The sequence below is a fragment of the Paeniglutamicibacter psychrophenolicus genome (assembly GCF_030812255.1).
Lineage (GTDB): Bacteria > Actinomycetota > Actinomycetes > Actinomycetales > Micrococcaceae > Paeniglutamicibacter > Paeniglutamicibacter psychrophenolicus_A.
This window is the reverse complement of sequence record NZ_JAUSSH010000003.1, coordinates 226,641-250,535: the sequence shown is the minus strand read 5'-3', so window position 1 is coordinate 250,535 and position 23,895 is coordinate 226,641. Positions and strand designations below refer to the sequence as shown.

17 protein-coding genes are annotated in these 23,895 nt (G+C 69.3%); 12 read left to right on the top strand and 5 right to left on the bottom strand.

All coding sequences use genetic code 11. The annotated features are described in order from the left end of the window. Positions 1-103 precede the first annotated feature (103 nt). The gene (locus tag J2T21_RS07300; protein ID WP_307579984.1) at positions 104-2,200 is read left to right on the top strand and encodes a primosomal protein PriA; all 2,097 of its coding nucleotides are present in this window, start codon (positions 104-106) and stop codon (positions 2,198-2,200) included. Here J2T21_RS07300 and J2T21_RS07295 read toward each other — a convergent pair. Beyond that, positions 2,197-3,267, bottom strand: coding sequence for an alpha/beta fold hydrolase (locus tag J2T21_RS07295; RefSeq protein ID WP_307579982.1), 1,071 nt, complete (start codon positions 3,265-3,267; stop codon positions 2,197-2,199). The genes J2T21_RS07300 and J2T21_RS07295 overlap by 4 nt on opposite strands. A gap of 195 nt (positions 3,268-3,462) precedes the next feature. Here J2T21_RS07295 and J2T21_RS07290 point away from each other — a divergent pair, with 195 nt between their 5' ends. The 8 genes from J2T21_RS07290 to holA all read left to right on the top strand — a co-directional run bounded on the left by J2T21_RS07290 (position 3,463) and on the right by holA (position 15,960). After that, complete coding sequence (locus J2T21_RS07290; protein WP_307579980.1) at positions 3,463-5,169, top strand: glycerol-3-phosphate dehydrogenase/oxidase; 1,707 nt, start codon at positions 3,463-3,465, stop codon at positions 5,167-5,169. Between the two features lie 96 nt (positions 5,170-5,265). Then, entirely contained in the window at positions 5,266-6,780 is a 1,515-nt protein-coding gene (gene glpK / locus J2T21_RS07285) for a glycerol kinase GlpK (RefSeq protein WP_307579977.1), read from the top strand. Between the two features lie 195 nt (positions 6,781-6,975). Then, positions 6,976-7,488 (top strand): hypothetical protein, encoded by a 513-nt coding sequence (locus tag J2T21_RS07280; protein ID WP_307579975.1) that lies wholly within the window; start codon positions 6,976-6,978, stop codon positions 7,486-7,488. 231 nt (positions 7,489-7,719) lie between these two features. Next, positions 7,720-10,236, top strand: coding sequence for a leucine--tRNA ligase (gene leuS, locus J2T21_RS07275; protein WP_373457902.1), 2,517 nt, complete (start codon positions 7,720-7,722; stop codon positions 10,234-10,236). A 25-nt stretch (positions 10,237-10,261) separates the two neighbouring features. Further along, positions 10,262-11,449: a DegV family protein gene (locus J2T21_RS07270; protein ID WP_307579972.1), complete on the top strand. Its 1,188-nt coding sequence runs from the start codon at positions 10,262-10,264 to the stop codon at positions 11,447-11,449. 117 nt (positions 11,450-11,566) lie between these two features. Next, positions 11,567-12,358 (top strand): ComEA family DNA-binding protein, encoded by a 792-nt coding sequence (locus J2T21_RS07265; protein WP_307579970.1) that lies wholly within the window; start codon positions 11,567-11,569, stop codon positions 12,356-12,358. Beyond that, a complete protein-coding gene (locus J2T21_RS07260; protein ID WP_307579968.1) occupies positions 12,355-14,865 on the top strand; it encodes a ComEC/Rec2 family competence protein in 2,511 nt (836 codons plus the stop codon). The genes J2T21_RS07265 and J2T21_RS07260 overlap by 4 nt, the downstream gene beginning before the upstream one ends. A gap of 96 nt (positions 14,866-14,961) precedes the next feature. Then, positions 14,962-15,960 carry a DNA polymerase III subunit delta gene (holA, locus tag J2T21_RS07255; RefSeq protein WP_307579967.1) on the top strand — a complete coding sequence of 333 codons (999 nt, stop codon included), beginning with the start codon at positions 14,962-14,964 and terminating at the stop codon, positions 15,958-15,960. A gap of 746 nt (positions 15,961-16,706) precedes the next feature. Here the strand turns inward: holA and rpsT are convergent. Then, complete coding sequence (gene rpsT, locus J2T21_RS07250; RefSeq protein WP_071215068.1) at positions 16,707-16,967, bottom strand: 30S ribosomal protein S20; 261 nt, start codon at positions 16,965-16,967, stop codon at positions 16,707-16,709. A gap of 250 nt (positions 16,968-17,217) precedes the next feature. After that, a complete protein-coding gene (locus J2T21_RS07245) occupies positions 17,218-17,805 on the bottom strand; it encodes a type II toxin-antitoxin system PemK/MazF family toxin (RefSeq protein ID WP_307579964.1) in 588 nt (195 codons plus the stop codon). Positions 17,806-17,938: 133 nt separating this feature from the next. Between J2T21_RS07245 and lepA the strand changes: the two genes are divergently transcribed. Together lepA and hemW are read left to right on the top strand one after the other, a co-directional pair. Next, a complete protein-coding gene (lepA, locus tag J2T21_RS07240) occupies positions 17,939-19,783 on the top strand; it encodes a translation elongation factor 4 (protein WP_307579962.1) in 1,845 nt (614 codons plus the stop codon). A gap of 2 nt (positions 19,784-19,785) precedes the next feature. Then, positions 19,786-21,015 carry a radical SAM family heme chaperone HemW gene (hemW, locus tag J2T21_RS07235; RefSeq protein ID WP_307579959.1) on the top strand — a complete coding sequence of 410 codons (1,230 nt, stop codon included), beginning with the start codon at positions 19,786-19,788 and terminating at the stop codon, positions 21,013-21,015. Positions 21,016-21,112: 97 nt separating this feature from the next. On the opposite strand, the gene J2T21_RS20855 is transcribed toward hemW, so the two are convergent. Then, entirely contained in the window at positions 21,113-21,415 is a 303-nt protein-coding gene (locus tag J2T21_RS20855; RefSeq protein ID WP_373457901.1) for a DUF4870 domain-containing protein, read from the bottom strand. A 331-nt stretch (positions 21,416-21,746) separates the two neighbouring features. After that, positions 21,747-22,601, bottom strand: a complete 855-nt coding sequence (locus J2T21_RS07225; RefSeq protein ID WP_307579955.1) for a DUF3097 family protein — start codon at positions 22,599-22,601, stop codon at positions 21,747-21,749. Between the two features lie 280 nt (positions 22,602-22,881). On the opposite strand from J2T21_RS07225, the gene hrcA reads away from it, so the two are divergent. Continuing rightward, positions 22,882-23,895, top strand: a complete 1,014-nt coding sequence (gene hrcA / locus J2T21_RS07220) for a heat-inducible transcriptional repressor HrcA (RefSeq protein WP_307579953.1) — start codon at positions 22,882-22,884, stop codon at positions 23,893-23,895.

Sequence of the window (23,895 nt, the reverse complement as noted above, 5' to 3'; positions counted from 1 at the left end):
CCGGGCAGGGTGCGGCACCCGATGCGTTCTTAAGCCGCTCCCCGGCCGCCGGGGTGTCGGCGGTAGTGTGATTCTCAAGGCGTACGAACGGGAGGTGGGGTGCGTGGACCAGTCGCTGCAGCCCTCGCTGCTGGCCGGCTTCGACCTGTCAGCGCCGCTGCCCGGAATCCCGCACATGGCCAGCACGCTCCCGGTCGCCCGGGTGGTGATCGATTCGGCCCTCCCGCACCTGGACAGGCCCTTCGACTACCTGGTCCCCGCCGAACTCGATGCGGCGGCGCAACCCGGGGTCCGGGTGAAGGTGCGCTTCGGCGGGCAGGAGCTTGCCGGATTCCTCGTCGAACGCCTCGGGCATTCCGAGCCCGGGATCAAGCTGCAGCCGCTGCGCGCGGTCGTGTCTCCGGAGGTGGTGCTCTCCGCCGAGGTGCTGGCCGTGGCCCGCGCCGTGGCCGAACGCTACGCCGGCGGGGTGTGGGACGTGCTGCGCTCGGCCGTCCCGGCCCGCATGGCCCGGGTGGAAACCGAGAAGACCGAGGCCGGGGATGGCGAACACGGCGACGAACCGCCGGTGGCCGGCCCGGCCATCGACGCGCCCGCCGTGAAGGGCCCGGCCGGCGACCCCGGCGGCGACCCGGCGGCCCCGCTGCTGTCCGAATACCACGGCGGAGCCGACTTCGCCCGGATGCTGCGCACCGGCCAATCCCCGCGCGCCGTGCTCTCCGCGGTGCCCAACCGCCCCGGGGACTGGCCCGGGCTGCTGCTCGAGGCCTCCGAACTGGTCCTGGCCTCCGGGCGCGGGGTGCTGATCGTGGTCCCCGACGCACGCGACCTGGCCAGGCTCTGCGCCGTGCTCGACGAGCGCTTGGGCGCGCACGCCTATGCGCGGCTGACCGCCGAGGACGGTGCCACCCCGCGCTACCGGAACTTCCTGCGCGTGGCCCGCGGGTCCGCACGGCTGGTGGTCGGCACCCGCAACGCCGCCTTCGCCCCGGTGACGAACCTGGGCCTGGCGGTCATCTGGGACGACGCGGACAATTCGCACGCCGAGCCGCGCGCCCCCTACCACCACGCCCGCGAGGTGCTGCTGCTGCGCTGCGGCATCGAGAACGCCGGGCTGCTGCTGGCCGCCCCCGGGCGCAGCGCCGAGGCCCAGCGCCTGGTCCGCAGCGGCTGGGCCCACGAACTGGAGGCCGACCGAAAGCTGCTGCGCGCCCACGCGCCGCGGGTCATCGCCGCCTCGGACGAGTTCGAGGCCGAACGCGACCCGCTGCTGCATGCCGCCCGGCTCCCGGCCGCCGCCTGGCGCGAGGCCAAGGCCGCGCTGGCCCGCGGGCCGGTGCTGGTGCAGGTCGCCCGCACCGGGTTCATGCCGGCGCTGCGCTGCGAACGCTGCCGCACCCCGGCCCGCTGCACCGCCTGCAACGGGCCGCTGGCCCTGGGCGAAGCCCGCGGGGCCCCGGCCTGCGGCTGGTGCGGCCTGGTGGCCCACGACTGGAGCTGCGTGGAGTGCGGATTCATGCGCCTGCGCGCCGCCTCGATCGGGGCGGACCGCACCGCCGAGGAACTTGGCCGGGCCTTCCCGGGCATCAAGGTGGTTGCCGCGACCGGGGCCAAGCCGCTGCACACGGTGCCCGATGCCCCGGCACTGGTGGTCGCGACCCCGGGCGCCGAACCGGTGGCGGCCAACGGGTACGCCGCGGTGCTGCTGCTGGACGGGGACCGGATGATGGCCCGCGAGGGCCTGCGCACCGGCGAGGAGGTGCTCAACCGCTGGATGGGCGCAGCTTGCCTGGCCCGCGGCCGGGATGCCACCGAGGGGCACCCGGGCGGCGGCACCGTGGTGGTGGCCGGGGACCCGACCGAGCCCATGCGCGCGCTGGTGCGCTTTGACGCCGCGGCCTATGCACAGGCGGAGCTCGACGAGCGCCGCGCCCTGGGACTGCCCCCGGCGGTGCGCACCGCCATGGTCAAGGGCCCGGCGGGAACCGCGGACAAGTTCATGGACGCCCTGGTGCTGGGCGAGGAGGTGCGCCGGCACGGGCCGGTGCTGCTGGGGGAGGGCGAGCACCGCTGGCTGCTGTTCTTCTCCTACGCCCAGGGTCCGGCCGTCACCGCGGCGCTGCGTGCGCTGCGCGCCACCTTCAGCGCCGCCAAGGAGCCGGTCGTGGCCATCCGCATCGACCCGGACGGGATCCTCTAGCCCGTCCGGGTCGTCGCGTCCTGCTGATTCGGCTGATTCGACTGCCTTGGCCGGCTCCTTCGCCCGTCGCCCGGGTAGGGCGTGCGCGGCATCCCGCGCGGCACCCACGGGTGCTCCGCGCCCAGGAACTCCTCGATGAGCGCCGCGGCCTCGGCCGCCTTTTCGTAGTGGATCAGGTGCCCGACGTCCCCGATCACCCGCAGCGTGGCGCGCGGGAAGGTGCGGGCCAGGGAGCGCTGGGCGGGCACCGAGCCGAGCTCGTCCTGCTCGCCGACCACCAGCAGCGTCGGCTCGTTGATCCGGGCCGCCACATCGCGCACCGTGGCGGTGATCGATGCCGCGTAGGCCTCGCGCAGGGTGGAGCGCGAGGTGAACCCGGAGAAATAGCTCCGGTGCTGGTCAACGACGTAGTCGCGCGTCGCCCGGTCCCTGGACTTGAGCATGGCCAGCGACATCGCATCGGTGACCAGCCGGGAGCGCAGCAGCGCCTCTCCCAGGGTGGCCGGCAGGAGTGCGCCGGCAGCGTAATAGGCGCCCGCGGCGCGGGACATCAGCGCCTGGCTGCCCTTGAGCGCCGGTTCGCAGATCGGGTTGACCAGCACCAGTTGTTCGAAGGACCCCGGGTGCCGGGCCAGATAGGCGGCGGCGACGATGGTGCCGAAGGAATGGCCCAGCAGGATGGTCGCCGGGCCCAGACCCAGTTGCCCGCGCAGCGCGCCGACGACCTCGCCGTAGCCGGCCACGTCGTGGCGCGGCCCGCTGGCTTCCGGGGCGCGGCCGGGCGCCGGGAACCCCGGGGCACCGTCCGGCGCGCCGTGGGCCGACACGCCGGAAAACGGTGTCGAGGAGCCGAACCCGGGCAAATCCGGAACGATGACGGTGTGGCCCGGCAGCTGCTCGATGATCCGCGCCAGGCCGTGGTGGTCGCCGCGGAAGCCGTGCACCGCAAGGATGACGCCGCGGCAGGGGGCCGTGGCCGGATAGGTCCAGCAGGACACCTCCGAACCATGCACGTGGTGGAGGCTTTTCAGGGCGCGGCGCGGGGCTTGCGGCGGGGAGAGGTGCATGTTCCCAGCCTATCCCGGGCCGCGGGACGGCCGCCGGACAGGCGCGGGAACCGCCGCGGTCCGGCCGGGGTTCGGCAACGATTCGCTTACGCTTCACCGGATGGGCTAGGCACCGGCACCGGCGCCCCGGTAATGTCGAGAAGACCATGTGAAGCACGCTTTACGCCCACTGCAACAGCGAAGGATGGCCCCATCGTGGCAGCCGCAGCGTCCCACCGATCCGAACTGGCTGCGCTGCGCGCCCGCCCCGGAGCCAAGGTCCTCATCGTGGGCGGAGGCATCAACGGCGTGGCGACCTTCCGCTACCTGGCCATGCAGGGCGTGGACGTGGCGCTGGTGGAACGCGGGGACTACTGCCAGGGTGCCTCGGGCGCCTCCTCGCACATGATCCACGGCGGCATCCGCTACCTGGAAAACGGCGAGTTCCGCTTGGTCCACGAGTCCGTGCGGGAACGGAACCGGCTGCTGGAGATCGCACCGCACTACGTCAAGCCGCTGCGCACCACCATCCCGATCTTCTCCACCTTCTCCGGGATCCTCTCGGCCCCCATGCGCTTCCTCACCCACCGCGGCTCCGCCGCCACCGAACGCGGCGCGGTGCTGATCAAGGCCGGGCTGGTGCTCTACGACGTCTTTGCCGGGGCCGTGGGGCGCAACACCCCGTGGCACAAGTTCCGCGGGGCCAAGGCCTCCCTGGCGCAGTTGCCGCTGCTGCGCGGGGACGTGAAGTACACGGCCACCTACTTCGACGCCTCGGTGCACAACCCCGAGCGCCTCACCCTGGATGTGCTGCGCGACGGACTGGAGGCCAACCCCCACGCCCGGGCCAGCAACTACGTCGCGCTGGCCGGGTACGGCGCCAACGGCGCCAGGCTGCGCGACGAGCTCACCGGGGAGGAATTCGACTTCGACGCCGACGTGCTGGTCAATGCGACCGGGGCCTGGGTGGATCTGACCAACGAGGCCATGGGCACCGCCAGCAATTTCATGGGCGGGACCAAGGGCAGCCACATCGTGCTGGACCACCGGGAATTGCTGGAGGCCTGCGGCGGGCGGGAGATCTTCTTCGAGCACTCCGACGGGCGGATCGTACTGATCTACCCGCTGGGGGACCGGGTGCTGGTGGGCACCACCGACATCGACGCGGACATGGGCGTGCCGGCACGCTGCACCGATGCGGAGGTGGCGTACTTCTTCGACCTTATCCGGCACGTGTTCCCATCCATCGAGGTGCGCGAGGAACACATCGTCTACCGGTTCTCCGGCGTGCGCCCGCTGCCGCGCCACGACGACACCGCTCCCGGCTTCGTCTCCCGCGACTACCGCATCGAACGCGCGGCGCTGCCCGGCGGCACCACCGAGCTGTCCCTGGTGGGCGGGAAATGGACGACGTTCCGCGCGCTGGGGGAGACGCTGGGCAAGAAGGTGCTCGCCGAGCTCGGCGTGGCCCCGGGACCCGGCACCCGGAACCTGCCCATCGGCGGCGGGCGGAACTACCCCGGCACCCCCGCCGCGCTCGAGGCCTGGTTTGCCGCCCGCTCCGCGCTGGCCGGACGCCGGCGGCTCGAGGTGCTGCTGGAACGCTACGGCACCCGCGCCGACACCGTCCTGGAGTTCATCGGATCCGATGACCCGACGCTGCCGGCCAGCGACGAACTCTCCGCTGCCGAACTTGCCTACCTGGGCACCCGTGAACACCTGGGATCGCTCGCCGACGTGTTCATCCGGCGCACCTCGCTGGCCTTCCGCGGGCTGGTGACCCAGGAGCTGCTCGAACAGGTCGCCGCGGCACTGGCCCCGGTGCTTGGCTGGGACCAGGGCCAGGCCGCCGCGCAGGTCGCCGAGTGCCGCCGCGTGCTCACCGAGGACCACGGGGCGCGCCCGGCGCTGTCCAACGCGTAGGATTCCGCGCAGGGGGCAGCGGGGCATCGAACACGCTTCCGCGCCCCTTCCCGAGCCCGCCGAGCCGCCCCCACCCGACGCTGAAAGGCACTCCCCATGAACCAGTACGTCATCGCGATCGACCAGGGAACCACCAGTTCCCGCGCCATCGTCTTTGACCATGCGGGCACCATTGCCTCCACCGGGCAACTGGAGCACGCGCAGATCTTCCCGCACCCCGGCTGGGTGGAACACGACCCGCAGGAGATCTGGCGGAACGTGCGGGAGGTCATCGCCGTCGCCCTGGCCGGGGGGAACCTCACCCGGCACGACATCGCCGCGGTCGGGATCACCAACCAGCGCGAAACCACCGTGGTGTGGGACCGGCACACCGGCGAACCGGTCTACAACGCGATTGTCTGGCAGGACACCCGCACCCAGGACATCGTCCAGTCATTGGCCGCCGACGGCGGGACGCAGCGGTACAGGGAACGCACGGGGCTGCCGCTGGCACCCTACTTCTCCGGCACCAAGGTCAAATGGATCCTGGACAACGTCGACGGGGCACGCGAACGCGCCGAGGCCGGGGACCTGCTCTTTGGCACGACCGACTCGTGGGTCACCTGGAACCTCACCGGCGGAAGCGACGGCGGGGTGCACATCACCGACGTCACCAACGCCTCGCGCACCATGTTCATGGACCTGGCGACCCTGGCCTGGGACGAGGAGATCCTGGCGGACTTCGGCGTGCCCGCCTCGATGCTGCCGGCCATCAAGTCCTCCTCCGAGGTCTACGGAAAGGTGGCCTCCTCGCAGCTTTTGCGCGAGGTGCCGGTCGCCGGGATCCTGGGCGACCAGCAGGCAGCGACGTTCGGGCAGGCGGCCTTCGGCGCGGGGGACGCGAAAAACACCTACGGCACCGGCTGCTTCCTGATCTTCAACACCGGCGGGGAAATCGTCCGCTCCGGCAACGGGCTGCTCACCACGGTGGGATACAAGCTCGGCGACGCGGACCCGGTCTATGCGCTGGAGGGGTCGATCGCCGTGGCCGGCTCCCTGGTCCAGTGGCTGCGCGACAACATCGGCATGATCTCCACCGCCGCCGAAGTCGAGACCCTGGCCGCCGGAGTGCCCGACAACGGCGGGGTGTACATCGTCCCGGCCTTCTCCGGGCTGTTCGCCCCCTACTGGCGCGCCGAGGCCCGCGGCGCCATCGTGGGGCTGACCCGCTTTGCCAACAAGCACCACATCGCCCGGGCGGCGTTGGAGGCCACCGCCTTCCAGGTCCGCGAGGTGCTCGACGCGGTCAATGCGGACGCGGCCGTCCCGCTGACCGAGCTGAAGGTCGACGGCGGGATGGTGGCCAACGATGCGCTGATGCAGTTCCAGGCGGACCTGCTCGGGGTCCCGGTCGTCCGCCCGATGGTCACCGAGACCACGGCGCTGGGCGCGGCCTACGCCGCCGGGCTGGCCGTGGGGTTCTGGAAGGACCTCGGGGAGCTGGAGGCCAACTGGTCCGAGGACAAGCGCTGGGAACCTGCCATGGAGCCGGCCGAACGGGAGCGGCAGATGCGGCTTTGGAAGAAGGCGGTCACCCGCACCTTCGACTGGGTCGACGAGGACGTGCGCTAAGCGGCCGCGCCGGCAGCGACATCACGGCGGCTCGTGCGGCCGCGTCTCGGCCGCATAACGTTCCGGGCCAAGACGCCCCGCGCGATGAGCCCGTGGCTAGGGTGGGAGGAACCTCGGCCCGCACTCTTCGGCGTTCGGGCCCACCCACGCTTCCGCCCCTGCGGGCCGGAAGCCGCACGGACAGGCGGGCACGGCATGCGGGCATTGGTCAGGATTCTTGGCGGGGCTGCAGCGGGCCTTGCACTGTTCGCGCTGCTGGGCTACCTGGGAATGCATTTCGATTGGCTCAACAGGGGCATGCGTTTGAACTGGGGAGGGCTGCCATTCGAGGCAATGATGCCGCGGGCCGCATGGGAATTCGGGGCCGCGACCGCACTCACCGTGGCCCTGGCCGGCTGGGCCGCGGTGCGGCATGTGCGGTCCGCGACGGATCCGGGGGTCGGGGCGGTGGTGGCGGCGGCCCTCGCCTTGGCCGCCTGCGTCGTGGTTTTCGGGACCAACGACGTGTACCAGTCGGTCCGGCCCGATCCCACCTACGGGACTTATCCTCCGTTCCACTTGCGGGTGCTGTGGCACGGGGCATCGAACGCGGGCAGCTACGCGGTGATCGGCGTACTGGGAACCATCGCGCTGCTGTCGCGGCGCCCGGCACCGGCGGGACCGCTGCACCACGACGACCCGGCGGCCTACCGCCGCCCCGTGCAATAGGGGGTCCGGGACACGGACCCGCACCCCGCACGGTTCGTGCGGTAGAATTGGCGACATGAACGTTGCGCTCTTGCTAACCTAGCCGTACGGGATACTCCCCGTACGGCCGCCCCTTGCTTGCCAAGGGGCTTTTGTGTGTCACGGGCATTTGCGCCAGGCACACCCACTCGGCTCAGCTGGCCAAGAGACGTTCCCCCACAGGCGCACCACAAAAGAAGGCGAAACACGATAGTGAGCACTCAGCCCACCGGCACCGAAACCGCGGACAACGATTCCACCGCAGCGGCCTACAGCTTCCAGGAAATGGAAGCCAAATGGGCTCCGGTGTGGGACAAACTAGGGGTCTTCACGCCCAAGGACGACGGCAGTGCCGAGCGCCGCTACGTGTTGGACATGTTCCCGTACCCCTCCGGCGACCTGCACATGGGCCACGCCGAGGCCTTCGCCATGGGAGACGTCGTCGCCCGCTACTGGCGCCAGCAGGGCTACGACGTGATGCACCCGATCGGCTGGGACTCCTTCGGGCTGCCCGCCGAGAACGCCGCGATCAAGCACAACGCCCACCCCTCGGAGTGGACCTACGCCAACATCGACACCCAGGCCGCCAGCTTCAAGCGCTACGCCATCTCCGCCGACTGGGACCGCCGCCTGCACACCTCGGACCCGGAGTACTACCGCTGGACCCAGTGGCTGTTCACCAAGTTCTACGACAAGGGCCTGGCCTACCGCAAGAACCACCCGGTGAACTGGTGCCCGAAGGACCAGACCGTGCTGGCCAACGAACAGGTCGTCAACGGCGCGTGCGAACGCTGCGGCACCCCGGTGACCAAGAAGTCGCTGAACCAGTGGTACTTCAAGATCACCGACTACGCCGACCGCCTGCTCGATGACATGGACGAGCTGCACGGGCACTGGCCCGAGCGCGTGCTGGCCATGCAGAAGAACTGGATCGGCCGCTCCGAGGGCGCGCACGTCGACTTCATCGTCGAGGCCACCGACACCCAGGAAGCACACAAGACCACGGTCTTCACCACGCGCCCGGACACGCTGCACGGCGCCACCTTCTTCGTCGTCGCCGCCGACGCCGAGCTGGCCAACGAACTGGTCACCGCCGAGCACCGCCAGGCGCTGGAGGACTACCAGGAGCAGGTCAAGGCGTTGAGCGAGATCGAACGCCAGGCCACCGAGCGCGAGAAGACCGGCGTGTTCACCGGCCGCTACGCCATCAACCCGCTCAACGGGGAAAGGCTGCCGGTCTGGGCCGCGGACTACGTGCTGGCCGAATACGGCACCGGCGCGATCATGGCCGTGCCCGCGCACGACCAGCGCGACCTTGACTTCGCCCGCACCTTCGACCTGCCGGTGCGCGTGGTTGTTGACACCGGCGCCGAGGATCCGGCCGAAACCGGCATCGCCACCGCCGGCGAGGGCACCCTGGTAAACTCCGGCGAACTGGACGGCCTGCCCAAGGCCGAGGGCATTGCCCGCGCCATCGAGATCGTCGAGGCCGCGGGCACCGGAGAGAAGTTCGTGAACTTCCGCCTGCGCGACTGGCTGCTTTCCCGCCAGCGCTTCTGGGGCACCCCGATCCCGATCATCCACTGCGAATCCTGCGGCGAGGTCCCGGTACCCGATGACCAGCTGCCGGTGCGGCTGCCCGATGACCTGCGCGGCGAGGCCCTGGCCCCCAAGGGAACCAGCCCGCTGGCCGCCGCCGAGGCCTGGGTCAACGTCCCGTGCCCCAAGTGTGCCGCCCCGGCCAAGCGCGACACCGACACCATGGACACCTTCGTGGACTCCTCCTGGTACTTCCTGCGCTTCGTCTCCCCGAACTACACCGGGGGTCCCTTCGACCCGCAGGCGGTGCGCGACTGGATGCCGGTCGGGCAGTACGTGGGCGGCGTCGAGCACGCGATCCTGCACCTGCTCTACTCGCGCTTCTTCACCAAGGTCATCTTCGATTTGGGCTTGATCGATGTTCAGGAGCCTTTTTCCGCCCTGCTGAACCAGGGCCAGGTGCTCAACGGCGGCAAGGCCATGAGCAAGTCGCTGGGCAACGGCGTGGATTTGGGCGAGCAGCTGGACAAGTTCGGCGTGGACGCCGTGCGCCTGACCATGATCTTCGCCTCCCCGCCGGAGGACGACGTGGACTGGGCCGATGTGTCCCCTTCGGGTTCGCAGAAGTTCCTGGCCCGCGCCTGGCGCGTGGCCCAGGACGTGGCCAGCGCGCCGGGCACCGACCCGGCCACCGGTGACAAGGCGCTGCGCTCGGTCACCCACAAGGCGGTGCACGAGGCCGCCGGCATGCTGGACACCGGCAAGTTCAACGTCGTGATCGCCAAGACCATGGAGCTGGTCAACGCGACCCGCAAGGCCATCGACTCCGGCGCCGGCGCAGCCGACCCGGCGGTGCGCGAGGCCGCGGAGGCCGTCGCGATCATCCTCTCGCTCTTCGCCCCGTACACGGCCGAAGACATGTGGGCGGCGCTGGGGCACGAGCCCTCGGTCGCCAACGCCGGATGGCCCGCCGTCGACGAGGCGCTGCTGGTCGAGGACACCGTCACCGCGGTGGTGCAGATCAAGGGCAAGGTCCGGGCCCGCCTGCAGGTCTCGGTGGACATCACCGCCGAGGAACTCGAGGCGCTGGCCATGGCCGACGAGGCCGTGGTGCGTTACCTCGACGGTGCTGCGGTCGCCAAGGTGATCGTGCGCGCGCCGAAGCTGGTCAACGTGGTCCCGGCCTCCTAGGCGTCCGCAAGGTAGCCTGTCTTCCATGGACCAATCGCAGCCCGCCCACCAGCCGCCGCGGCCCCCGGGCCCCGGCGGCTGGATCGGTCGGCTGCGCGGCCGGAGGCAGCGCCCCGGTGCACCGGCGTCGGACAAGGCCCAAGGCCCGGTTGTGCTGCCCGTGGGCGTGGTGACCGATTCGGCCGCCGCGCTGCCCGAGGCCTGGGTGGGGCAGCACGCGCAGTTCCTGCGCGTGGTGCCGATGCCGGTGATGGTCGATGACCAGATCTTCTCCGAGGGCACCGACGACGTGCCCACCGAACTGGCCCTGGGCCTGGCCATGGGCAAGGCCGTGCGCACCTCGCGCCCGGCGCCGGGGCAGATGCTGCGCGCCTACCAGGATCTCGCCGCGGCCGGGGTCAAGGAAATCATTTCGATCCACCTATCCGGTGCACTCTCCGGGACGGTGGAGGCCGCACGCCTGGCCGCCGAGTCCTCCCCTGTGCCCGTCACCGTCGTCGATACGCTCACCGTGGCCCTGGCCGAGGGATTTGCGGTCATGGACGTGGTGGAGCTGGCCGCCGCCGGAGCCCCGCTGCAGGAATTGCGGGCCGTGGCCGAAAGGGCCGCGGAGAACCACGTGTACTTTGCCGTGCCCTCGCTGGATCAGCTGCGCCGCGGCGGGCGGATCGGGGCGCTGGCCTCGGTGCTGGGCACGCTGCTGAACGTCAAGCCGATCCTGTCGGTGTCCGACGGCCACATCATCGCCCACGAAAAGGTCCGTACGCATTCGCGCACGCTGGCCCGCCTGGTGGCCATCGCCCGGCAGGAGGCCGCCGAACGCGGAGCGGAGGTCCGCCTGGCGGTGCACTACTTCGGCAACCAGGAAGCCGCCGAGGAAATCGTGCAGGAACTGGCCGGTGCCTCCGCATTCGAGGTCCTGGCGATTCCGGTGCCCGCGGTGCTCGGCGCCCACACCGGTGCCGGGGTGCTGGCCGTGGCCATTGCCGGCGGCCGGGAACCTGCCGCGCCGGGTCCGGTCCGCCCCGAACCGAAACCCAAGCCGGCGCCAAGGCCCAAACCCGAACCAAGGCCCAAACCGGAGCCGAAGTCCCGCAACGAGGCCCCGCGCCGCGAGGCACGCCGCCGCACGGCCGCGCCGCAGGGGCCAGGTGCACCAAGCGCGCACACCCCGCCCTCGGCGCCCGGCCCGGAGCAGCCCGAAACCCGCTAGCACCATGGCCCGCTTGAGCGGGCACCGGCCGGAAAACGGTCCCCGCCGCTGGGGGGTTCTCCACAGCCGGGCACCGAGGGCGGCATGCAACATCGCCGCTCGGGTGCAATGGATTGCATGGGCTCTCACGAATGGGCGGATCAATCCGCCAGGACCAACCTGGGCCCGGCCCCCGGGCACTTGCGTGTGCTCATTGGCAGATCCGCGGCGATCGTCCTGATCCTCGGCGCCCTGACATGGATCTCGGTGTCGCTGCTTTTCAACCCGCCCCCGCGTGCGCCGGGCAATACCGAGACCATCCCGCTGCAGGTCGCACAGTCCCCGCAGGTGGAAGCCCCCGGCGATCCGCCGGGCGAGGAATCCCCGTCCGAGGAATCCGTCGAAGAACCGCTTCCCCCGGTGTCTGGTTCCCCCGGCACCGGGGATGGATCGGCCCCGCCTGCGGCAGGTGCCACCGCCGTGGTCCACATGATCGGCGCGGTGAAGGACCCCGGGGTCTATGCCCTGCCGCTCGGCTCGAGGGTGCTCGATGCGGTGGCCCGGGCCGGAGGCCTGGCCAAGGACGCGGCCCCCGAAGCGATCAACCTGGCGGCCCAGATCCGCGACGGCGAACAGATCCGCATCCCGCGCCGCGGCGAAGCCGCGCGGGCCCCTGATCCCGACCCAGGACAGGCGGGTGGCACCGGCGGCACCGGGCCTCCGGGTGCCGCGCCGGGCAAACTCAACGTGAACACCGCCGACCAAGGCGCGCTGGAGGAACTGCCGGGCATCGGCCCCGCCCTGGCCGGAAGGATCCTGGCTTTCAGGCAGGCCCACGGCCCGTTCAAGAACCTCAGCGAGCTGGACGCCGTCAGCGGCATCGGCCCGGCGATGCTCGGCAACCTGCGGGACCTGGTGGTGTTTGAATGAGCGCCCCGCACGATGGCCGGGCCAGGGGCCGGGTCGCGGGAAAGCTCGCCGAAAAGGCCCGCAAGTGGCTGGAAATCGCCCCAAGGGATGCCCCGGCCCCGGAGCCCGGCCGCGTTGACCTGCGCGGCTGCTGGGCGCTGGCCGGAGCCTGGGCCGCGGCCCTGGGCGGGGTGCAGCTGGCCGAAGCCCACCAGCGATTCTGGGCTGTGGGCCTGTGGCTGGCCGCCGGGACCGGGTTGCTGGCGTTGCTGCGCCCCCGGCACGGGCGCCTGGGGCCGGCCGCGACCCCGAGCTTCGCCGCGCCGGCACTGGCCTGCGTCGCGGCTGCCCTCGTCTTCACGCAATTGCTGCTCACCGGGGCCGGCAGCAACCCGGCCGCCCTGGAAGACGCGGCGGCCAGCGGTGCGCCGGTTCGCGTCCAGCTCGCCTTCACCGCCGCCCCGAGGGCAGGTACAGCCATCGACAGGTTCTCCGAGGACGCCCGGGAACACCGGCAGTTCACCGTCGAGGCGCGCGTGCTCTCCGTGGCCCGGAGCGGGAACTGGATCGTCTCCGGGGTCCCGGTGCGGCTGAGCTACCCCGAATCCCGTGCCGGAGGGATCCGGCCAGCCGCCGGCACCACCGTCGAGGTCATTGCCAAGGTGTCGGCCGCCGAACCCGGGGATCGCCTGCGCTTCTGGCTCAACGCGGCCGCCGATCTGCTCCCGGTGGGCGAGACGAAACGGGCGGGGGTGTTCGAGGCGATGCGCTCCCGCTTCGTTGGCGCCTGTGCAGCGCTGCCGCAACCGGCCCGCGCCCTGCTTCCGGGCATGGTGTTCGGGGACCGCAGCGGGGCGGACGAGGCGTTGAACGAGGCCATGAAGGTGGCCGGACTTTCACATTTGAGTGCTGTCAGCGGCGCAAATTGCGCCATGGTGCTGGGCTTCGTGGTGGCGCTGTGCCGGGTGCTGGGCCTGGGACGGGCGCCGACGCTGGGGCTGGGCCTGGGCGCGCTGGCCGGGTTCGTGCTGCTGGTCGGGTACGAGCCCAGCGTGCTGCGCGCGGCGGTCATGGGCACCGTCGCGGCCGTGGGGGTACACGCCTCCCGGGGCAGGAATGCACTGTCTGCGCTGTCGCTGGCGGTGGTGCTGCTGCTGGCCATCGACACGTGGCTGGCTGGCGAGCCGGCCTTCCAGCTCTCCGCCCTGGCCACCGCCGGGATCGTTGTGATCGGGAGGCGCCTGGCCGAACGACTGAATCGCTGGTTGCCGGCGGTCCTGGCCGAGGGCACCGCGATTGCCCTGGCCGCGCAGATCGCCTGCCTGCCGGTGCTGGTGGCCCTGAACCCCTCCTTCTCGCTCTACTCGGTGCCCGCGAACCTGCTGGTGGCGGCGTTCATCCCGTTGATCACGGTGGCCGGGACGCTCGGCGTCGTGGTGCTGATGCTGGTTCCACCCGTGGGCCTGGCCCTGGTGTGGGTGGCGGGAATGCCGGTGATGGTCGTGGGAATGCTCGGGACGTGGGTCGCCTCGCTGCCCGGGGCGCTGCGGCCCTGGCCCGCGGGGGCCGCGGGGATCCTGCTGGCGTGGGGCATCGTGCTGGGCGTGCTGGTGGCCCTAGGCCAGGTGCGACCGCTTGGTCGCTGCTGGCGGTCCGCGGCACGGCTGGGCGTGCAGGGGGTCGTGACGGGGTTGCTGCTGGGGCTGGTACTGCCGGTCACCGCCTTGGTGCCCGCCCCGGCGATCGATTGGCTGGTGGTCGCCTGCGACGTGGGGCAGGGCGACGGGCTGTTGTTGAACGCCGGGGACGGCAGCGCCGTGGTGGTGGACACCGGGCGCGAGCCCGGGCAGATCGATGCATGCCTGGATCGGATGCAGGTCAAGGAGGTCGCCGCGGTGTTCATCACGCACCGGCACGCCGACCACGACGGCGGGCTGGAGGGTGTGGGGGACCGGCGGCGCGTGGACGCACTGTACTACTCCGCGGCCGATGACCCGGATGACCCTCCGGTGATCACGCACGGGCGGGGCCGGATGCCGGAGGCTGAGCAGCTGGGGTCGGGCGCCACCGGGAGCGCCGGGCCGTTGTCGTGGCGCGTGCTGGGGCCGGTCCCCTCGGGGCTGTTCACCGACGAGAACGACGCCTCGCTGGTCATCCGCTTCGAGATCCAGGTGCAGGGGGCACCGCGGCCGGTGTCGCTGCTGGCCACCGGGGACATGCAGGAAGAAGCCATGGGCGAGCTCATCGACCAGGGGCTCATCACCCACGCCGACATCCTGAAGGTGGCCCACCACGGAGCCGCGAACGGCGGGGTCCGCACGGCGCCGGCGGTGCGGCCGGTGCTGGCACTGATCAGCGTGGGGGCGCAGAACACCTACGGCCATCCCTCCGAGACGGCGCTTCGGGCGCTGGAGGAGAACCACGTGGTGGCGCTGCGCACCGATATCCGCGGGACCATCATCGTGGGCTGGGACGGAAAGGGGCTGGCGGTTTCCTCCCTCGGCCCGGGGCCGGCGGCGGCACCGTGATCGACACGAATACCGGACAACCATAGGGGAGATGCCGCTTTCCGGGCTTGGGGATAGGATCGATGGGGTTGTTCAAACACTAGGTAAAGGTCGGTCATGGCAGCGCCACGAGGCACATCCAAGAACGCGGGCATTTCATGGCGGTCCGTGGCTCCCGCGCCGCTGGTCCTGTTGCAGGGTTCCGAGGAATTGCTGGCCAGCCGCGCTTTCGATTCCGTGCGGTCGGCCCTGCGTGCCGGCGCCGAGATCGAGCTGGTCCGCTTCGAAGCCAACAGCTACGACCGCGGCGAACTGCTGCTGGCCTCCAGCCCCTCGCTGTTCAGCGAAACCAAGCTCATCGAGGTCCGCTCGATGGCCGCGATGAACGAGGACTTCCTCAACGACGCCCTGGCCTACGCGAAGTCCCCGGCGCCCGATGCCACCTTGGTCATGCACCATTCCGGGGGAGTGCGCGGGAAGAAGCTGCTGGATGCCCTCAAGGCCGCCGGCGCGGTTCTCGTTGACTGCCAGCCGCTGAAAAAGGATTCCGAGAAGGTCGACTTCGTCACCCAGGAATTCCGGGCGGCCAAGCGCAAGCTCAGCGCCGAGGGAGCCCGCGCCCTTGTTGCCGCACTGGGCAGCGACCTTTCGGAACTGGCCGCCGCCTGCTCCCAGTTGTTGCAGGACACTACCGGGGCCATCGACCAGGACATGGTGGACAAGTACTACGGCGGACGCGTGGAGGCCACCGGGTTCAAGGTCGCCGATGCGGCCCTGGCGGGCCGGGCCGACATCGCCCTGAGCACGCTGCGCCACGCGTTGGCCACGGGGACCGACCCGGTGCCGATCGTCGCGACCCTGGCCATGAAGCTGCGCCAGGTCGCCAAGGTCGCCGGGGCACGCAAGTCCTCGGGCCAGCTGGCCAGCGAGTTGGGCATGCCGCCGTGGCAGGTCCAGCAGGCCCAGGAACAGGCCCGGCATTGGAACGTCGATGACATCGCCCGCTGCATCCGGCTGGTCGCGGAGGCCGATGCCCAGGTCAAGGGCGCGTCGCGCGACCCCGAGTATGCCGTGGAGCGGGCCGTGACCCAGATATCGTTGGCAGCACGCCGCTAGGACCAATCAGGCGGGGCAGTGAGTCGGGAGCACGGCGAAGGGCCCGCCGGGCGCTACCCGTTCCGGGCTATGCCCACAGCATGAAGCAGTGGAAGGCCGTTGTCCTTGCCGCCGGGTTTCTCGCGGTGCTCATTTCCGTTGTCCTGGCCGTGGTAGGGCCAGGGGCCGCATACCCGGCTGTGGCGTAGTTGCACCAAGGCGACGTGGAAATCGAATTTGCGACCCACCCCTACGCGGTTGCCGCCTGCTTCGGGATCGAATGCAGTCCGCAACTCGTCACGAGATCGGCTGGGGGCACATGGGCAGTGCCGCAAGCCCCGCCATATCTCCCGCCCGAACCGGGTCCCCGCGGTGGGGAAATGCCCGACAACGTCACGACTCTTCGAGTGGTGGGCACCGACTCTTCGGGCTTTGCGGTGGACCGCACATATGCAATCAAGTCGGAATCCGCCGGCGCAGGTCGGTTCTGGCCCAATTGCCAGGGCCCCACAAGATACCTGCCTGTGCAGGTTCCCTGAACGCAAAGTTGATGGAAGCCACGCCGGCTTCGCGGAGCGGTCCCAAATCGGCAAGGCGGCGAAGCCAGGACCCCCTGACTGAACCTGGAAGTGGGGACGCCCCGCCGGTGTATCGAGTTTGGCCACCAGCACTGACTTTCACGCGGGACTTTCCGTCATTAAACACAAAAGGCTTCCGTTCCCCTAGATATGGAGGAAAGGAAGCCTTTTGCTTCAGTGACGCAATCCTTAGAGGGCGTTAACCTTCTTGGAGATGGCCGACTTGTGGTTCGCTGCGTTGTTCTTGTGCAGCACACCCTTCGTGGCGGCCTTGTCGATCTTGCGGCCAGCTGCAACCAGCGCGGTTGCTGCTGCATCCTTGTCTTCGGCTGCAACGGCAGTGTTCACTGCGCGGATTGCGGTGCGAAGCTCGGACTTGACGGCAGCGTTACGCTGGCGCGACTTCTCGTTGGTGAGAATGCGCTTCTTCTGGGACTTGATATTAGCCACTGTATTAAACTCTCTTGCTCATCGCTTGTAATGGTCGGTGAGGGATATCTTCCGGGCCATTGACTGAGCGGCGTGGGGATACCTATGGCGACCCGGGAGAAGTGCCCGTCGACCTGCGCGGACACACAAGAAATAATACTAGCAGGTTCGGGTGGCCATCACGACACGATAGTGACCCGAGGGACTGTGAGCTACCTCCATCGTGGCGGACGGGCGTTCGACCGCCCCGACGTGCTTGGATGCGCCGGATTCAGTTCGCTGCCAGTTGTTCGGCAATTCGGGCAAAGCGCTTGGAGTCAAGCACCGCGCCTTCCCGGCGGATCCCGGCTTCGCGCAGGCGGATGACCCGGTCGAGTTTCACCTCGCTGGGTCGGCCCTGCCTGTCCCAGGGCCCGGTGCCGATGTCGACATAGTCGCGGTCCCGCACCTGCTCGTTGCTGTGGTCCTTGGAAGTCAGCATCAAGGCCAGCAGGTAGCCGTTCTCGCGGCCCACCAGCAGCACCGGGCGATCCTTGCCCTGGGTATGGTCTTCCTCGTAGGGGATCCAGGCCCAGACGATTTCTCCCGGATCCGGGCGTCCGTCGGTCTTCGGGGCGTAATGCGCCCGCACGGTTCCCGTGAAGTCGCCGGGGTAACCGCCGAACTCCCAAGTTCCGGATTCCCCGGTCGTATCGGACGTCGAAGCAGTGCGGTGCGGGGCGGGCCTGCGGTTCGAGGGTGCCGCGGGACGCTTGCCGGCCGGAGGGGTGGTGCCGGGTTGCTGCTTTGGGGCGCCCTTCAGTGCGGATTCGAGCACGCGGCCCAGGAAGCGAAGGACCGAGTTGGAGTTGAACTTCATGTGCACAAACTACCAGCCGGGTCCCGCACCGAGTCGCAGTGCGACACCGTGGCCCCAATCATGGGAGAATGGCCTGTGCGAAGTATTTTGCACCCCACTTAACATTTTCGTCCCCCTTAGCGAGGTCCCTTACGTGTCACCCATGGCCCGCACCGCACCGGTGCCTGCCGCGACTGATCCGGCGATCATCAGAAATTTCTGCATCATCGCCCACATCGACCACGGCAAGTCGACCCTGGCCGACCGGATGTTGCAGCTCACCGGAATCGTCTCCTCACGCGACATGAAGGCCCAGTACCTGGACCGCATGGACATTGAGCGCGAACGCGGCATCACCATCAAGTCCCAGGCCGTCCGCATGCCGTGGGAGGTCGATGGCCAGTCCTACGCACTGAACATGATCGACACCCCCGGGCACGTTGACTTCACCTACGAGGTTTCGCGTTCGCTGGCAGCCTGCGAGGGCGCGATCCTGCTGGTGGATGCCGCCCAGGGCATCGAGGCCCAAACGCTGGCGAACCTCTACCTGGCCATGGAGAATGACATGACGATCATTCCCGTGCTCAACAAGATCGACCTTCCCTCCGCGCAGCCCGAGAAGTACGCCGCGGAGATCTCCAAGCTCATTGGCTGCGACCCGGAGGACATCCTTCAGGTCTCGGGCAAGACCGGCATGGGCGTCGAGGCGCTGCTGGACAAGGTCGTGCGCGACCTGCCCGCCCCCGTGGGCGACCCGGACGCACCGGCCCGCGCGATGATCTTCGACTCGGTCTACGACACCTACCGCGGTGTGGTCACCTATGTCCGTGTGGTCGACGGGAAGATCTCGCCCCGCGAAAAGGTGCAGATGATGTCCACCGGCACCACCTACGAGCTGCTGGAAATCGGGGTTTCTTCCCCGGAGCCCAAGCCCAGCAAGGGCCTGGGCGTCGGCGAGGTCGGCTACCTGATCACCGGCGTGAAGGACGTGCGCCAGTCCAAGGTCGGCGACACCGTCACCAACTTCGCCAAGCCCGCCGAAAAGTCCCTGGGTGGCTACCAGGACCCGAAGCCCATGGTCTTCTCCGGCCTGTACCCGATCGACGGGTCGGACTACCCGGCCCTGCGCGATGCCCTGGACAAGCTGCAGCTCAATGACGCGGCACTGACCTACGTGCCGGAAACCTCGGTGGCGCTGGGCTTCGGCTTCCGCGTCGGCTTCCTGGGCCTGTTGCACCTGGAAATCACCCGCGAGCGCCTCGAGGCGGAATTCAACCTCGATTTGATCTCCACCGCACCGAACGTGGTGTACGAGGTCATGACCGATGACAAGAAGCTGCGCACCGTGACCAACCCGAGCGAATTCCCCGACGGGAAGATCCTCGAGGTCCACGAGCCCATGGTGGCTGCCACGATCCTGGCACCGAACGAATTCGTCGGCGCCATCATGGAACTGTGCCAGTCCCGCCGCGGCGTCATGCGCGGCATGGACTACCTCTCCGAGGAACGCGTGGAGATCCGCTACTGGCTTCCGCTGGCCGAGATCGTCTTCGACTTCTTTGACGTGCTCAAGTCCAAGACCCGCGGCTACGCCTCGCTGGACTGGAAGGCCGACGGGGAACAGATATCGGACCTGGTGAAGGTCGACATCCTGCTCCAGGGCGAACAGGTCGATGCGTTTTCCGCCGTCACCCACCGGGACAAGGCCTACGCGTACGGGCTGATGATGACCCAGAAGCTGCGCGAACTGATTCCCCGGCAGCAGTTCGAGGTGCCGATCCAGGCAGCCATCGGCTCGCGCATCATTGCCCGCGAGTCCATCCGCGCCATCCGCAAGGACGTCCTGGCCAAGTGCTACGGCGGCGACATTTCCCGCAAGCGCAAGCTGCTGGAAAAGCAGAAGGCCGGCAAGAAGCGCATGAAGATGGTCGGCCGCGTGGAGGTTCCCCAGGAGGCCTTCATCGTCGCCCTGTCATCCGACGAGCCCAAGAAGAAGTAGCAATGCCCTCTGCCTTGCCCCTCGGGGACCCGGCGCCGTCCAACGGGTTGCTTCCGGCAACCTGCGTCGACGGCGCCGCGGAGCGCACCTTCTCGGTGTACGTCCACATTCCCTTCTGTGCCGTGCGCTGCGGCTACTGCGACTTCAACACCTACACGGCGCACGAGCTGGGTTCCGGCTCCAGCCAGGACTCCTACGCCGAGGCGGTCTCCGCGGAGCTCGCCTTCGGCGCGAAGGTCCTGGAGGAATCCGGCGTTCCGCGCCGGGAGGTCTCCACCGTCTTCTTCGGCGGCGGCACCCCCACGCTGCTGCCCGCCGGCGACCTGGTCCGGGTGCTGGCCGAAATCCGCACCCAATGGGATCTGGCTCCCGACGCGGAGATCACCACCGAGGCCAACCCGGACTCGGTCACCCGCGAGTCCCTGCAGGTGCTCAAGGACGGCGGGTTCACCCGTGTGTCGATCGGCATGCAGTCGGCCGTCCCGCACGTGCTGAAGACCCTGGACCGCACGCACAACCCCGAGCGGGTGGGCCTGGCGGTGGCCTGGGCCAAGGACGCCGGCCTCCAGGTGAGCGTGGACTTGATCTACGGCACGCCGGGGGAGTCGATCCAGGATTGGCGCACCAGCGTGCAAACCGCGCTGGGCTACGATCCGGACCACATTTCGGCGTACGCACTGATCATCGAGGAGGGCACCCGGCTGGCCGGGCAGATCCGCCGCGGCGAGGTCGCCAACATCGACGACGACGACCACGCCGACAAGTACCTGATCGCCGACGAGCTCTTCGCCGCCGCCGGCTACAACTGGTACGAGGTCAGCAACTGGTCCAAGGACGGATCCACCCGCTGCCTGCACAACCTTGCCTACTGGCGCGGCGGCGACTGGTGGGGAGCGGGTCCCGGCGCGCACTCACACGTGGGCGGGCTGCGCTGGTGGAACGTCAAGCATCCGGCCGCCTACCAGCAGCGCATCGACGCCGGGACCTCGCCGGCGGCCGGAAGGGAAACCCCCGACGCCGAGGCGCGCTACCTGGAAAGGGCCATGTTGCTGACCCGCATCGTGGATGGGATGGACACCGCCGAGCTGCTGCCCGAGGGCCGCAAGGCCATCGCCGGGCTGATCGCCGACGGGCTGGTCGTTCCCGAGGAGGCGTTTGCGAAGAAGGTCGTGCTGACCCTGCAGGGCCGGTTGCTGGCCGATGCGGTGCTGCGGCGGTTGCTGGACTTCTAGCCCGGAAGGTACCCGGGCGGGGACAAAGATGAAGGTGTGGCCGACGATCCCCAAGGGGTTGCCGGCCACACCTTCATTTTTTTCGAAGTTGCGGCTGCTACTTGAAGAGGCGCAGGTTCAGCCCGTAGCGGTAGGGCCGTGACTTGTTCGCGTTGATGCCGGCGCGCACGCCACTGATGGTCAGGAAGAGCCAGATGGCCACGACGAGGATGGCGAAGACCCAACCGATGCCGGGGAGCAGCGAGAACAGGTGCAGCATGATCGCCAGGACGGTCAGCGGGAAGGTGAAGTTCAGCGCTTCCTTGGATTCCTGGGCGGTGAACGGGCCGCGGGCGCGGAAGACCGCGTAGATGATCAACGAGGGGATGCACCCCAGGATCGCGCCGAAGTGGGCGATCATGGCCCACTGCCGGTCCTCTGAAGGTGTCAGGGGCAGGGGTGCGGCCGAGGAACCTTCGAATCGATCCGACTGGCTGTCGCCACCGGGTGCATTTCGTGCCTCGTTTGCCACTGCTGATGTCCTCTTCGTTGGGTTGGGTGAACCGTTGGCCAGTTTATCCTCAAACGGGAATCGCCGAGGAACACAAAATGCCTTTTTGGCCCGCATTTGGGGCAACGGGACGTCTTTGTTGTTGATTCGTAACCATCCCCGCATCTCCACGTGCCCGTTCCCCGGTTCGCGGGTGAGCAACCTCACCCGCGGAACCCGGCCGGTGTCCTGCGGGATCCGGTCAGTGGTCCCCGGCGGTGAGGAAGTCGATGACTTCCTCGACCCGGCCCAGCAGCGAGGGCTCCAGATCCGCATAGGAGCGAACCTGCCCCAGGATGCGTTCCCAGCCCTGGGCCACATCGATTTGCTCGGCGTGCGGCCAGCCCAGTCCCTTGAGGATGCCGGTCTTCCAGTCGGTTCCGCGCGGGACGACCGGCCAGGCGCGGATCTTCAGCACCGAGGGCCGGATGGCCTGCCACACATCGACGTACGGGTGTCCGACGATCAGCACGTTGCCCGCGGCCCCCGGAACCCGCATGGCCTCGGCGGCGATCTTCGCCTCCTTGGTTCCCGGAAGCAGATGGTCGACCAGGACGCCGAGCTTGCGCTGCGGGGAGGGGGCGAAGGCGCGGATGGCGCCGGCCAAATCGTCGACGCCGTGCAGTGGCTCGACCACGATGCCCTCGACGCGCAGGTCGTGGCCCCAGACCTTCTCGACCAGCTGGGCATCGTGCTTGCCCTCGACCCAGATGCGGCTGGCCCGGGCGGTGCGGGCCTTCAGGTCGGTGACCATGCGCGAGCCCGAGGCGCTGCGGGCCGTGCCCGGGGGAGCGGCGGGAGCCGCGGCCGGCTCGATGATCTCCACCGGTTCGCCCTCGAGCAGGAAGCCGAAGCCGGCGCGGAATGACTTGGTGCGGCCATGCCGGTCCTCCAGGACCAGCACCCGCATGCCGCCGGCCTTCTCGCTTCGCACGACCTCGCCGACCCAGCCGCTCTCGACGTCCTCGAGCAGCAGGCCCAGGGCGAGCGGGACCTTGCGCAATACGCGTTTCTTGGGGGCGCTGATGTCCTGGGCGCCCCAGCCGTGGTAGCTCATCGTGTCACTTTCACCTATGGGATCACAGGCCCCTGGGCCGCTGCGCGCACGGGCCCCGGCCTCGGGACCGGAGCCACGGGCCTGGTGCAATCGGCAGGTGTGTCGAACGCGGCATCGCGGCCAGGGACCAAACCATGCTAACAAGAGGTTCGGAACGTATTAGACTTGGCAGTTGAACGTGTCGAGTGCCAATGCGCGCCCCCGGACCCCGGAACCCGGCCGGGGCGTGTGCAATGCCATCCCTTGACCATGGTGAACCGGCTTGTCAGGAGAGGTGAGAATGACCGAACCGCGTCGGCTCGAGGTCCTTCGAGCCATTGTTGAAGATTATGTGCAGTCGCGCGAACCGGTCGGTTCGCGTGCCCTGCTCGATCGCCACAACCTGGGAGTGTCGGCGGCAACCATCCGCAACGACATGGCTTCCCTGGAGGAAGAGGGGCTCATCGTCGCCCCGCACACCTCCTCGGGGCGGATCCCCACGGAAAAGGGCTACCGGCACTTCGTCGACCAGATCGGTGACATCAAGCCGCTCTCGGCCGCCGAACGCCGTGCCATTGCCGCGCTGCTCGAGGGTTCCCACGACGTGAACGACGTGCTGGAGAACACCGTGCGGCTGCTGGCCAGCATCACCCGGCAGGTCGCCCTGATCCAGGTCCCGCAGTTCTCCAACGCCACCGTGCGCCACATCGAGTTGGTCGGGCTGGGCGCCGGGCAGACCCTGGTGGTGCTCATCGCCTCCAGCGGCAAGGTCGAGCAGCGCGTGATCCTGCTGCCCGGCGCCCTGGGCGACGAGGACCTGGGCCGGTTGCGCCAGGTGCTGCTCTCCGCGCTTGACGCCAAGCCGATTGCCGAGGTTGCCCGGCTTGCCCAGGGCATTCCGGATCTCGTGGAGCCGCGCCTGGCCCCGGCGGTGCGCGCGATCAGTGAGGCCCTGGGCGCGCTGGCACGCAATTCCGCGGTGGACAGGATCCTCACCGCGGGCACCGCGAACCTGGCACGAGCCAACCTGGATTTCCCGCTGAGCATCACCCCGGTGCTCGAGGCCCTGGAGGAGCAGGTGGTGCTCTTGCGCCTCTTCTCCGAGCTGGAGCAGGACGCCCATGGCATTGCCGTGGGCATCGGGGCCGAGAACCAGTACGGGGCGCTGACCGAGGCCTCGGTCGTCGCCACCGGCTACGGCCCCGGCGAGCAGGCCATGATCGGCGTGCTGGGTCCCACCCGGATGAACTACCCCACCTCGATGGCCGCCGTGCGTGCCGTCGCCCGATATCTGTCACGAATCCTGGCCGGCTGA

Excerpts from the sequence above, each read along its gene's own strand:
- J2T21_RS07260 (WP_307579968.1), top strand. The coding sequence starts at position 12,355 with ATGAGCGCCCCGCACGATGGCCGGGCCAGGGGCCGGGTCGCGGGAAAG.
- J2T21_RS07265 (WP_307579970.1), top strand. The coding sequence starts at position 11,567 with ATGGGCTCTCACGAATGGGCGGATCAATCCGCCAGGACCAACCTGGGC.
- J2T21_RS07280 (WP_307579975.1), top strand. The coding sequence starts at position 6,976 with ATGCGGGCATTGGTCAGGATTCTTGGCGGGGCTGCAGCGGGCCTTGCA.
- J2T21_RS20855 (WP_373457901.1), bottom strand. The coding sequence starts at position 21,415 with ATGATCGCCCACTTCGGCGCGATCCTGGGGTGCATCCCCTCGTTGATC.
- J2T21_RS07225 (WP_307579955.1), bottom strand. The coding sequence starts at position 22,601 with ATGAGCTACCACGGCTGGGGCGCCCAGGACATCAGCGCCCCCAAGAAA.
- holA (WP_307579967.1), top strand. The coding sequence starts at position 14,962 with ATGGCAGCGCCACGAGGCACATCCAAGAACGCGGGCATTTCATGGCGG.
- hrcA (WP_307579953.1), top strand. The coding sequence starts at position 22,882 with ATGACCGAACCGCGTCGGCTCGAGGTCCTTCGAGCCATTGTTGAAGAT.
- hemW (WP_307579959.1), top strand. The coding sequence starts at position 19,786 with ATGCCCTCTGCCTTGCCCCTCGGGGACCCGGCGCCGTCCAACGGGTTG.
- J2T21_RS07245 (WP_307579964.1), bottom strand. The coding sequence starts at position 17,805 with ATGAAGTTCAACTCCAACTCGGTCCTTCGCTTCCTGGGCCGCGTGCTC.
- glpK (WP_307579977.1), top strand. The coding sequence starts at position 5,266 with ATGAACCAGTACGTCATCGCGATCGACCAGGGAACCACCAGTTCCCGC.
- J2T21_RS07270 (WP_307579972.1), top strand. The coding sequence starts at position 10,262 with ATGGACCAATCGCAGCCCGCCCACCAGCCGCCGCGGCCCCCGGGCCCC.
- J2T21_RS07295 (WP_307579982.1), bottom strand. The coding sequence starts at position 3,267 with ATGCACCTCTCCCCGCCGCAAGCCCCGCGCCGCGCCCTGAAAAGCCTC.